Here is a 13230-nt window from a genome sequence, read left to right as displayed (position 1 = left end):
TACTCTATCCGGCGGGGTTTAGCGGGTTGACTGAAAAATTAGATGGTTTGTTGTTAGTGTGTCTTATCGTGAGTGTTTGAAGGGGGTAGTGTTGGTATTGTAAACAACGCGAGGCTTGCAGCTTATATTACGTATTAATATAAGCCTCTTGTAAATCGTTCAGTGATTACTGTGCTTCCTTCTATACTCTACGATATATGTCTTTTTGTGGAGTGCTTTATGCTGGATTTTTTTTCTATGTTTCAATCGGATGAAAAAATAAAAAAAGCCCTAAAAAATAATGACTTAGCTGCTAAAATGACGGCCCTCGATAAATCATTGGCACTCATTGAGTTTGAACCTAATGGTAAAATAATTGCTGTCAATGCTCATTTTTTGGCGTTAGTAGGTTATACGTTATCAGATATTCAAGGCCAGCATCATTCGCTATTTGTTGACAGTGCGACCCAAAATAGTGATGCCTATAAAACTTTTTGGCAGCGATTACAGCAAGGCAATGTGATTCACGATACCTTTAAGTGTCTTGATCAACACGGTAAAGAGCGATGGCTGCAAGCTAGCTATACCCCTGTATTTGATGACAATCATTGTGTGTATAAAGTTATCGCATCTGCAATTGATATCACCTCAGCAAAAGTACAGGCTATCGATGCTCAAGGTTATATGTCGGCTCTTAACCAGTCATTCGGTGTTGTTGAGTTGGATATGACAGGTCACATAATTTCGGCTAACGATATTTTTCTTGATATTGTCGGTTATACCTTAGTCGAGCTTAAAGGGCAGCATCATCGTTTATTGATGAGCGATGATGCTGCGAGCTCTCAAGAGTACCAAGCATTTTGGCAGCGCATTGCGCAGGGGCATCACGAAAGCAACGAATGTATGAGGGTGAATAAGCAGGGGCAAGAGGTGTGGATTCAAGCTTCTTACAACCCTATTTTAGACGCCAATAAAAAACCTTATAAAATTATTCAGTATGCTATCGATATAACTCAGCAAAAAATAGAGCGCGCCTATTCAGCTGGTCAAATTGCAGCAATGAATAAATCTCAAGCGGTGATAGAATTTGATCTTAACGGCATCATTTTGTACGCCAATGAAAATTTTTTAGATACCATGGGCTATGCTCTATCGGATATACAAGGACAGCATCACTCTATTTTTGTAGCGCCCGAATATGCTAATAGTGCGGAGTATCGACATTTTTGGGCCGAATTACAACAGGGCCAATTTCAATCAGCTGAATATAAAAGATTCACTAAAAGTGGTAAAGAAGTTTGGATATTAGCTTCTTATAATCCTATTTTAGATCCTCAAGGTAAGCCATGCAAGATCATTAAATATGCCACTGATATTACACAAGAAAAACTTATTCAAGCTGACTCGGCCGGTCAAATAGCGGCAATTGGTAAATCACAAGCTGTGATTGAATTTAATATGGATGGCACGATTCTTACGGCCAATGACAATTTTTTAGCTGCGGTTAATTATACGCTGGAGCAGATCGCAGGCCATCATCATTCGATGTTTGTGGATGAAGCACTCAAAAACAGTGCAGAGTATCGTGAATTCTGGCAAAAATTACAGCGTGGGGAGTATATCGCTGGCGAATTTAAGCGCCTAGGTAATCAGGGTAAAGAAATATGGATTCAAGCTTCTTATAATCCCATTATGGATGCCAATGGTCAGCCTTTTAAAGTGGTCAAATACGCTTCAGATATCACCCATCAAAAAAACCAATATGCCGATTTTATGGGGCAACTGCAGGCCATTTCAAAGTCACAAGCCGTTATAGAGTTTAACCTTGACGGTACAATCATCACAGCCAATGAGAATTTTTTACACACAATGGGTTATCAACTCGAAGAGCTTCAAGGTAAGCATCATTCATTATTTGTAGAGCCTGATTACCGAGACACTAAAGAATATACCGATTTTTGGAAAACCCTGCGCGAAGGTCATTTTATTTCTAGTGAATTTAAGCGGGTTGCAAAAAATAATAAAACTGTTTGGATACAAGCTTCATATAACCCTATTTACGATACCAATAATAAGCCCTGTAAGGTGGTTAAATACGCCACAGATATTACCGCCCAAAAAGAAGCAGTCGCTTTAATTAGTGACTCGTTATTTGCTTTAGCAGAAGGCGATTTAACTAAAATGATTACACAGAGCTTAGAAGGGGAGTTCAACTTACTTGGTCAAGCAATGAACTCGACATTGGATCGATTAAATCGAGTATTTACAGAAATTGCGCAGCGTGCTAAATACGTTAGTACATCGGCGCAAGAGGTGCAAAGTGGCTCTGCTAATTTAAGCCAGCGAACCGAAGAGCAGGCGGCGAGTCTTGAGCAAAGTGCAGCCAGTGTTGAAGAGCTAACATCTACGGCCTCGCAAAACTCTAGTAATGCTGATTACGCCAATAAACTCTCGATAGAAGCCACACAAAAGGCCGAGTATGGCGGCGATGTGATTACGCATACTATTACTGCCATGTCAGAAATCGAATCGGCCAGTAAAAAAATATCAGACATTATTAGTGTGATCGATGAAATTGCATTTCAAACAAATCTGCTGGCATTAAATGCCGCAGTCGAGGCGGCAAGAGCAGGCGAGCAAGGGCGTGGCTTTGCGGTAGTTGCTGGTGAAGTACGCAACTTAGCGCAGCGCAGCGCAAGTGCCGCTAAAGAAATTAAAACCCTGATTAATGATAGCGTATTAAAAGTTGCCGATGGCACGCAGCTCGCGAATAAATCAGGCAGTACACTAACCGAAATTGTTGCAGCGATAAAAAGTGTGTCAGCGCTGATCGCCGAAATCAATCAGGCATCGCAAGAGCAAACCGATGGCATTCAGCAGGTTAATACGACGGTGATGCAAATGGATGCGATGACACAGCAAAATGCCGCCATGGTCGAAGAGGCATCAGCGGCGAGTATCAGTATGAGTAACCAGGCAGACGAGCTACTCAAACTGATTAGTTTTTTTCGTACAGGCTAAAAATGAGTGACAGCACTAATAGATGAGACACAAAAAAGCATTCAAGTGATCACTCGAATGCTTTAATCATTGACTGGGGACTGGGCCGCTCTTTGACTTTATGCTATTCGACCTTATATTCGTGCAACGTTTAATCTTGCATATCCCTATGCAGGTGTAAAGTTTACCTCCACGCCTGCATGCTTGGGCGGATGCTCCTTTTTTATTGCAGCTTAAATAATCACTATAGATTATTTAAGTCGATATACTTTTTGGAATATTCCTTAATTAAATCACATACCGGCTTGTGCTCTTGGAGATGAATCGTTTGACCTTCCATGTTTTTACCAATAGCGCCAAGGGTAGTGATGCTGTATTCACTATCATTTAAGACACAATAAAGTTGATAGCCATCGTGGTTGCCACTCCAACCGTTAGCGTATACGCCATAGTCGCCAGAGCCCCATTGTGGATCATTACTGCCATTACCCCACTCTAAGCCTGATAATTGCCAGCTCACCATACCGCCCATGACATCGCGTAACTCCCAAGCCTTGGCATACCATGCGGTAAAAAATTGCGTACGCTGTGCGAGTGATTTTTTAACAAAAGCGGTGACCTCTGCTTGGTCTGAATTGGGGCCTAAGGCCACTTCTTTATCAATATAGTCAGCGCCATCGTATTCACGTAAAACATTAGTGCGCCAGCCAAATTCACCCATATAAGTAGGCTTGTTAAGTTCACGTCCTAGTTTGGCTAGCTGCTCTAAGGTACCGAGTACTTCGGCATCACTGAGTGTCCATGCTTTAGGGTAAAGATGACCGCTGATGGCATCAATATTTGGGTTGCTGTTAAACCCTTTGAGTGCGTCATAACCATCGCCACCGCCAGACTCACCAAATGATGACTCCATGCCAATCGAAATTAATTGCTTGGGCGCCTCGATGGTGACATGCGCAGCAATATCATCAACCCATGTCTGGAAACCTATGGCATCGCTGCCTGGACGTGGCTCGTTGGCGAGTTCCCACATCATGATGGTTGGGTCTTCGTTATATTTTTTACCGGTGATGACATTACGATGATTAATAACCGCAGAAATATAATCTTTGAATGTTTGCCTAGCGGCTGCATTCGCGTATGCGGTGCTGGTTTGGCCTGTACCGCCGGCGTAATACTGAAAGCTACCAAAAAAGTCCCAGTGATCGGCGAGTGATAAAATCAGGCGAATTCCGTGCTGCTCGGCTAAGGCAACGTAATTATCAAATAATTCGAAGCTGCGCTTAATAAGCGCTTGCTCTTCGGCTGTGCGGTCTTCTGGCTTTTTAGTCAAAATAAACTCGCTACCCACGCGTTTATTGATGCAGGCTCCATCGTGTGTGCTGTCACTATTACAGAACATCCAGGTGCGCACTACGGTAATGTCTAAGGCTTTGGCGCGTTTAAAAAAATCTTCGGCCATTTGCTCGGGTTTGTACATTAAATAGTATTGGTTAGTCCCGTTAAAATAAAACGGTTTACTACCGAGTACAAATTGCGTACCGGCTGTTTCTACAAATTGAGCTTCGGTGACGGCGCCAACGGTTATGCGGCGGTTAACACTAATACCGGTGTTTTCTAGGCCAAACTTAAAGGTGTAAATGCCATCGGCTAAGGTGCCTAGTGCGAGCGGGCTAGGGCCGGTATAAAGTTTTTGCGCACCATCATTCACGGTGTAAGTGAGTGCGCCTGTGCCCGCTTTATCAAATGCAATATTGACGTCGGCACCGCTTGGCAAGGCACTAAAGTTATCGGGTTGGTTAATGGTTAGGCTGCCGAGTAATTCAACTTGCAATTGGTGGGCGTGCATATTGCCCCAATCACCACTGCGGGCTTCTAGGCCGGCAAAATGCTCACCTGGCTCAAGGCTCACCACGCGAGAAATATCGGTGGGCATAGCAGCATTAAATTCTAATTTTGTGGCCGTTGCGCCCATCACCAAATGGTTAACTTTACTGCCAGGGGTACTGTAGTTGAGCGTGATTTTGTACTCACCCGCTTGTGCAACAGTAAAGTCCCACACGACGGCCGAGCCTGTGCCGCCATTACCTAAGTAAGCGCTATCAGCTTTTAAGGTAGATTCGCCCTCTAAGCGGGCTTGTTCAAAACTAAAAGTTTGTATGGCTGGGGTTGTACTGGGCACGCTAGCGGCTGAGCTCTGAGTGGGCGTAACAGAGCTGCTCGACAAAGAACTTGATGAATGGATAACGCTGATACTGGATGAGCTAAGCGCTACGCTCGATGGTGCAATCACGGAGCTAGAGGCAACAGAAGACGCGATAGAAGAGGGCGCGCTTGATACTGATACCTGAACGCTAGAGCCAGTACTGTTGCCGCCAGAGCATGCGGCTAGCCAAGCCGCACTAGTAATGAGAGATGCGGCTTTTAGCCAACGATAGGTGCGAACTTTCATGGAAGTGACTCTTAAGTTGTTGTGATTAAGGTAATGCCGATGATGAATCGGGAAATAGCAATACATATTAAATATACAATACTAAGTATGTCGTCAGCATTTTAATATCGCGAGGCTATCGTGTTTTGAGTGTTTTTTGTACAATATTGTGGTGTTTTGGGGTTATATGTGAGGCTCATCACATGCAGGCGAAGGAGCGCTATCCTTTTCAATGCAGGGCGCGTGCAGGTCTTTATTGGGTGCTTTATTGATGCTGTGAGTAAGGCGTGTGTCCACGTGCAAAAAACTCACAAACTTTTTAGCGCTGATTACGCAGCAGTATCTCAACCAAGATACAAGCTTTTGTGCGCGAGCCTTGGCGTAACTAAACTGATACAGCTTTAAATATATTACGCACTTCGGAGTTGAATCCACGTGCAAACAAGTCAGTGTTTATACGGCTAATCATCACATTGGTCAGTGGCATACAACTCTTACGTTCCAACACTCTAAAGGCAATTTCTGAAACACCCTATTTTTTTGTTACATTGGCTAAAGGTGCGAGCTAGTTTTCTGCAGTGCAACGCTTAAAATAAAAAACTCAGATTGTTGCGCGACGGGGATTGGTTCAGCATATGGTGTAGCGATCGATAGATACTTTAGGTACGTTATTTTTCATGGTATTTTGGTAGGTGTTGTCGACTAGGCGATTGTGTAGGCTTTTTAAATGCATTACTTTAAGTCAGCGCAATACAGGGCTGCATCGGCGTTATTGTAGAGGTAGCTGTAACAAATGCCCTATGCTCATATCCAATTTTTCTCTGTCGCTCTTCGACAATTTAAGGAATCTAGCGTGTATTTTTTTCGTCGACCATTGTGGTTGTTGTGTGTATTATTTTGCAGCTTGTCACTCATTAGTCAAGCGTTACAGGCTAGACCTAAAATTGGTTTGGCGCTGGGTGGTGGTGGCGCTAAAGGCTCTGCGCATATTGGTGTGCTTAAAGTTTTAGAACAGCATAAGATTCCTGTAGATTATATTGCAGGTACTAGCATTGGCTCAGTAGTGGGTGGTTTATATGCTATGGGCTTCAGCGCCCAAAGCATTGAAAAAATCATGTTAGAAACAGACTGGGATGCGGGTTATTCCGATAGTATTCCTAGGCAGGCACTGCCTTGGCGAGTAAAGCAACAGACTGACCAGTTTAATATCGCATTAGCCGTCGGTATTCATGATGGCACAATACGCATGCCCAGCGGTGTATTGAACGGTCAAACCATGTCTGAATTGCTACGTGAAGCGGTTGGCATACAACCTGATTTTACTAGTTTTGATGAGCTTGCTGTTCCTTATCGTGCTATAGCGACGGATTTAGCCAGCTATAAAGCCGTGGTGCTTGATAGTGGTAGTTTAATTGCGGCGATGCAGGCGTCATCGACGGTGCCAGGTGCGTTGGCGCCAGCATATTTAAATGATTTGCTATTAATTGATGGTGGCCTGACCAAAAATATTCCTGTGGATATTGTGCGCGAAATGGGTGCCGATATTGTGATTGCTGTTGATATTGGTAGTGATTTACTTAAACGTGAAGATCTAAAAGATACGTTTGCTGTGTTGAGTCAGCTCTCGGCATTTTTGACAAACACCAATAGTCACGCACAAAAAGATTTATTAAATCAGCACGATATTTTAATTCGCCCCGATATTGAGGGGTTGTCGACGACTGATTGGGGAGTGCTGAGTGAGGCGCTAAAGCGTGGCACAGAGGCGGCCAATTTACATTTGAACGATCTAATCGTTTTTAGCCTCGATGATAAAGATTACATGCAGTATCAACAGCAGCGTAAACAAAGGCATGCCGATATATTAGCGCGGGCCGATAAACCTATTCAGCGTATTGAATTAAACAAAAAAACCACTTTGCACAAAAATCTTATTTTAGAAAAGCTCAATTTAAATATAAAAGAGCCTATCGATGAGAAGATTTTAAATCGCGCTATTAGTCAATTATATGCAATCGATGAGTTTCAACGTGTGGATGCACGAACTTATTTGGAGGGTGATAATGCTGTACTCGCGGTGACGCCATATAAAAAATCCTGGGGGCCTAATTATCTTAATTTAGGTGTGGGGTGGGAGGATGACTTTAGTAGCCATTCCGATCTTAACCTTGATATCGCCTTTACTTTACGCGAGCTAACACACAATGGCGGTGAGTGGCGTAATGAATTAACCTTGGGTGCACGACGCGCTTTTAGTAGTGAGTTTTATTTGCCACTCGAGAGTCGTCGTCGTTTTTATAGCAGTAGCCGGCTTAACCACCAAGCATTTGAATGGGGGTTATTGGTCGAAGATAATCTGTTAATTAATATTGAGCAACAAGCGTATACCTTGCGGCAAGGGTTAGGTTTTAATTATACACAAGCAGGCTTTGCTGAAGTCGGCCTCACTACTGAGATCGGCCATCTAAGTAACCGTTTTTTTCTTGGCGATAATGTGAAATACACGGCGCGTGGAGGCTACATGGCCTTTGGGTTTGATGACTTAGATAGCATTAGCTTTCCAACACAGGGCACTTATTTATCCATTGAAGGCTATTGGCGTGAAGAGGATGTTGATGCGCATCCTGTGGTTGAGCGTGCCCCTGGCGCCAATAAGATTAGCTCTGTATTTTTGGATGCGAATTGGAAAACGGCTTTTAATTTAGGTCATCATACCGTTGTTGTAAAAGCCTCTTATGCTGAAGCCTTCACCCAAAAAAATAATGAAAGTGTGTACTTAGCTCATTTAGGTGGATTTTTAAATTTATCCGGTTACAGTCGTGATACGTTAACAGGTAGTAAAAAAGCATTTGCAGCAAGCATGTACCAATACGACTTAGGGCGTAGCTTATTAGGTCTTAATCAGTTGCCACTTTACCTAGGTGTAAGCCTAGAGGCGGGAAATGTGTGGCGGCATACCGAGACTATACATGGCGGTGACTTTATTATTGCCGGTAGCGCTTACTTAGGCAGCAATACCAAATTTGGTCCTATTGCTTTGGGTTTTGGCCGAACCAATACCGGTGAGCAATCGCTGTATTTTTATTTGGGCAAAAACTTTTAAGATGTATACTGATTGGCCTGCAATTGTGGTCAATCAGCATTTGTAACATGCGTTGAACACGCGATAGCTTTTATTTGCGCTTTAAAGTCACTAGTAATACGCCACCCAATATCATACTCGCAGCTAATATTAGACTGGGTGTAATGCGCTCGCCTACAAATATAACACCGCCTAACACTGCAATTAAAGGCACGAGTAGTTGCAGTACACCAGCCGATATAACACTCAAGTGCGGCAAAACGGCGTACCAAATAGCATAACCTACGCCTGATGTTATAGCACCAGCGCTAATAGCCAGCCATAAACCTTCTGTGCTGATCTGCATTTGCCATAACGGTGTAAATAATAACGGCAGTAAACACAAGCATATAAATGCTGCACGTATAAAATTACCACCGGTGTTTAAAAGAGGTAAATTTTTGTGGGCATACTTGTGGTCATACTTATAGCGGTGTTTTACTTCACTGTTATGTTGATTAATTGCCTCTGAATTACGACCAGCTAGCGTGTATAGGCCCCAAGTAACACCGGCAATAGCCATTAATATAAACCCTAAATAATTAACAGTCGTCGAGCCAGGTAATACGAGTGTAATAAAACCTGTAAAAGCGACAGCTAGGCCAAACCACTGGGTTTTAAGTAATGCTTGCCCAGTAATTAAACTGGCGACTATTAATGTGATTTGCACACTGCCAAATAAAATTAAGGCGCCCATACCCGCGCCTAAAACAATATAGGCATACGAAAACCCCACAGCATAAATAAATAACCAAAAGGCGCCAAGCCAGCTGCCATAGGTTAAGCCTTGACTAATCGCTTGTAATAAGCTGTGCTCGCTTTTTGTCTTAGGGGGTTGTTGATAATAGCTATGGAGTGTTGCCGCTATTATTAAACCTATTAATGCAAGCGCCCCTGCAATCATGCGCACAGCTGTAAAACTACCGGCGTCTATTAGCCCGCCCTCTAAGGCTAAACGGCATAAAACAGAGTTGCCCGCAAAGGCGACTAATGTTATTAGGGTAAGAAGTGAAATTTTTATTGTATTGGCTCCGGCAGATTAAGGTGTTTATTTACAAACTAAAAAATACGATTACTGATCAAAACTGCCTGCCGCGCCAGGAAATACCACGGGGCTTTCGGTTCCATCAATGGCGACACTGGCAACACCAAAAAAGTAATTATCGATAACCACATTTTCTAATGTGAATTGATCGACTTTGCCGACAAACCGGCTAAATTGCCATTGTGCAGCATCGGTTAATCGCCAATAAATTTTAAACCCGGCAAGCTGCGGGTTTTCTGATTTTGATGGCGAGCGCCAAGACAGTGTGGTGTGCGGTTTTACTGCGCCTTCAATTTTAACATCGGCTGGTGGTGTTGGGGCCAAAGCCATTGAAGCCAAAGACACCGCATTTAACGCTGTTAATTTAGCGGCATAATCAAAGTCTACGCCATCAATGGTATCACCGTATTGAATGCCATTTTCGGTTCTTAAGTCCTGATGCTGGCGATTGTAGTTTTCGTTGGTTTCCATAATTCTTACGGCTGGAAACCCCACTTGATTAAAGGGGCGATGGTGACCGCCTCGGCCAAACCTATCTAGCCGGTAAATCATCATGGTATCTAGATTGGGAATATATTGATCGGCTATTTTATCAATATAGCGAGCAAGGTTGCGGCTGGCCGAGTCTACTTCGCCACCGGTAAAGCGTCTGCTTCGCGCCTCTTTATCTGTTTCGGTTGAGCGTGTACCTTCAGAAAAAATTCTGGCGGTTGTATTATTGATAATACCATTGACCCCTTCAATATTTCCGATCATGTCATTGTTTAAAACGGCTTTAATCTTCCACCCTTCTTTTTTGGCTTGCTTTGCCATTATTTTACCGCCAAACAAACCTTGCTCTTCACCCGATAGCGCAGCATAAATAATGCTGCCATGAAATTTATGCTGTGAGAGTACGCGCGCTGCTTCAAGGGTGCCAGCAATACCCGAAGCGTTGTCATTGGCACCGGGCGCATCAGAGGTAAAATTCATAACATCGGAAACGCGAGAGTCAATATCACCAGACATCACAACATAACGATTTGGATCGGATTGCCCTTTTTGAATGGCAATAACATTGACCACTTCTGTAGGTGTGGGTATGCGCTTGTCGTCGCTGATGGTTTCTGATTGATAATACACCGTAAGGCAGCCACCACACTGCGCTGAAATTTTGTCGAACTCAGCTTTAATCCACCGGCGTGCTGCGCCTATGCCTTTTGTGTTCGAGGTGGTTTGTGACAAGGTATGGCGGGTGCCAAAACTGACTAATTTTTGAATGTCTTTTTCGATGCGATCAGGCGACACATTGCGTGCAATGTTATGCAATTTGCTATTACTGGTATCGTCTGCAAAGGATAGGCTGCTCAGCATAATCAGTGGCAATAGGTTTACAATATTAAAAGCTTTGATATTCATCGACTCACCCTAAGTTATTTTTTTGATGATCGCTGGCGTTGCACAGTAGCGTGGTAACGCCGCTTTACCTATCAGTATGACAGATCAGTATTATTGCAAAGTAGGGTGTCGATAGGGCTGTTGAGGAGTATCAAGTTCTAAGCGGGCGTGAGTGTTAAAAGAAGGATAAAATACTCACACCCGCCTGTTTATAGCTATTGTTGATATTGACTGTTAATAACAGCTGTTTTTAGCTGTATCAATCATAGTCAGTGGGCGCGTTTATGTTTAAACGCGCTTTATAAGCTATCGGGCCCTACTTGCACGACTAACTTACCAAAGTTTTCGCCTTTTAATAATCCCATAAAGGCTTCGGGGGCGTTATTGAGGTCTTGCACTAGGTGCTCTTTATACTTGATTTGGCCTTTTTGTAGCCAGTTTGACATAGCATCGCTAAACTCGGTGTAGCGGTGACCATAATCATCAAAAACAATAAAGCCTTGCATTTTAATACGCTTAACCAAAAGCTTACCCATCAGCATGCCTATGCGATCGGGGCCTTGTGGTAGTGCTGTGGCGTTGTATTGCGAGATTAAACCACACAACGGGATTCGGGCTTTTGTATTTAACAAAGGCATAACGGCGTCAAATACGGCGCCGCCTACGTTTTCAAAATACACGTCAATACCCTTTGGGCAGGCTTGTTTTAGGGTGTCGCTTAAGTTGCCTGACTTATGATCTACACAGGCATCAAAGCCTAGCTCTTGTACGGCGTATGCGCATTTTTCGGCACCCCCTGCAATACCCACCACATGACAGCCATTAAGCTTGGCTATTTGGCCAACAAGGCTACCTACAGCACCGGTCGCGGCAGCTACCACTACAGTTTCGCCCGCTTTTGGTTGTCCAATATCCATTAGTCCCATATAAGCGGTTAAACCAGGCATACCTAAAATACCTAATGCATAAGACTTTTGCGCAAGCTGCGCGGGTATTTTTAATAAGTCGACGCCATCAGAAACGCAATAATCTTGCCAGCCGCCAAATGCAACGACCCAATCGCCTTGTTGGTATTTGTCGTTGCGTGTTTGCTCGACACGGCATACCGAGCCACCCACCATAACCTCGCCAATAGCGACGGGGTCTGCATACGATTCTGCATCACTCATGCGCCCGCGCATGTACGGGTCTAGCGATAAATAGACTGTCCGTAATAAAACTTGCCCCTGGCTAATTGTTGGGACGGGGGTTTCGACTAAAGCAAAGTCAGAGGTCTTTGGCTCGCCTTGTGGGCGCGCTGCTAAGGTGATTTGCCTATTGTTGGTGGGGGTTTGTAATGTTGTCATAAAGCCTCTTGAGCACTTGGGTGCGCATTGGGTGATTTTACGGGTTTACTGTGTGCGATACACTTTTGGTGTTCTGCCAGTAATGCCATATCATGTTGGTGGCGACCGATGGTAAAAACAACCGTAAGAGGCAAGTATTTATAGGCATGACTTGCGGTTATTCTGGGCCTTACAATGCGATGTATTCAGATCTGTGTACGCGCCTTTATGATTAGGCGCTGGGAGTTGTATGTCATTTTTAGCGCGGCTATTTCGTTGGGAGCGAGGTAGGCAAAAAACGCGATACCATAAGATGCTTTTATGTGGGGCCATATGGCCAATAAAATTCGATATTTATTTTTTACGATTTCCCGAAGGCAGTGAAATAAAACCACACACCGATAAAGTGATTTCAGGTCAACATTATCGATTAAATATTGTGATTAAAAATACTGATATAGGCGGCGACTTTATTTGTTCTAATGCTATTTTTGAGTCGGCACGGATTAAATTATTTCGGCCAGATATTAGTGAGCATCCAGGCAGCTATATCAAAAACTCCAGTCAAAAAAATAGGCACGTAAATCATCTATTGCAGCCCTTTGAGCCACAAGTAAGTTAATGCGTTCAAACAGCTGCTTACTATGCCCCCACGGGCCACTGGATCCCAGAGAGCCAGTCGTGCCTCAAGAGTGCGAGTCACAGCGCGAGGGCAGACACTCTGAAAAAACGTTCTATTGCTAAAAATTATTAAATCGAGTTTTTATACTTTTGGGTGATTAAAGCGAGTCCATGTGCTTGCCGGTGTTCTCTTCGGCTAACGATTACCCTTCACGTTACCGCGCTCCGACTGAATTTGACCTGCCTGAATATATACCTTGACGCCATAATAACACTGTGTTGATGGCTGGAAGTAATAAGGCCATGATTTAGCGTGTTTTAGGGTGGGCGG

The 13230-nt window shown here is 43.7% G+C and carries 6 protein-coding genes; 2 read left to right on the top strand and 4 right to left on the bottom strand.

Annotated elements, in window-relative coordinates; translation table 11 throughout:
* Positions 1–219: 219 nt before the first annotated feature.
* Complete coding sequence (locus AC438_RS15040) at positions 220–3000, top strand: methyl-accepting chemotaxis protein (RefSeq protein ID WP_082354208.1); 2781 nt, start codon at positions 220–222, stop codon at positions 2998–3000.
* A 223-nt stretch (positions 3001–3223) separates the two neighbouring features.
* On the opposite strand, the gene AC438_RS15035 is transcribed toward AC438_RS15040, so the two are convergent.
* Entirely contained in the window at positions 3224–5431 is a 2208-nt protein-coding gene (locus tag AC438_RS15035; RefSeq protein ID WP_162230765.1) for a CBM35 domain-containing protein, read from the bottom strand.
* 832 nt (positions 5432–6263) lie between these two features.
* On the opposite strand from AC438_RS15035, the gene AC438_RS15030 reads away from it, so the two are divergent.
* A complete protein-coding gene (locus AC438_RS15030; protein ID WP_053982081.1) occupies positions 6264–8513 on the top strand; it encodes a patatin-like phospholipase family protein in 2250 nt (749 codons plus the stop codon).
* Between the two features lie 70 nt (positions 8514–8583).
* Here the strand turns inward: AC438_RS15030 and AC438_RS15025 are convergent, their stop codons facing one another.
* The 3 genes from AC438_RS15025 to AC438_RS15015 all read right to left on the bottom strand — a co-directional run bounded on the left by AC438_RS15025 (position 8584) and on the right by AC438_RS15015 (position 12299).
* Positions 8584–9435, bottom strand: coding sequence for a DMT family transporter (locus AC438_RS15025; protein ID WP_202904778.1), 852 nt, complete (start codon positions 9433–9435; stop codon positions 8584–8586).
* Positions 9436–9603: 168 nt separating this feature from the next.
* Positions 9604–10974: a M28 family metallopeptidase gene (locus AC438_RS15020; protein ID WP_082354205.1), complete on the bottom strand. Its 1371-nt coding sequence runs from the start codon at positions 10972–10974 to the stop codon at positions 9604–9606.
* Positions 10975–11252: 278 nt separating this feature from the next.
* Entirely contained in the window at positions 11253–12299 is a 1047-nt protein-coding gene (locus tag AC438_RS15015) for an NADP-dependent oxidoreductase (protein WP_053982079.1), read from the bottom strand.
* Positions 12300–13230: the final 931 nt, after the last annotated feature.

It is taken from the genome of Marinagarivorans algicola (genome assembly GCF_001292705.1).
GTDB lineage: Bacteria > Pseudomonadota > Gammaproteobacteria > Pseudomonadales > Cellvibrionaceae > Marinagarivorans > Marinagarivorans algicola.
Note: the sequence above shows the minus strand (reverse complement) of the source record. Positions and strands in the feature narration are given on the sequence as shown.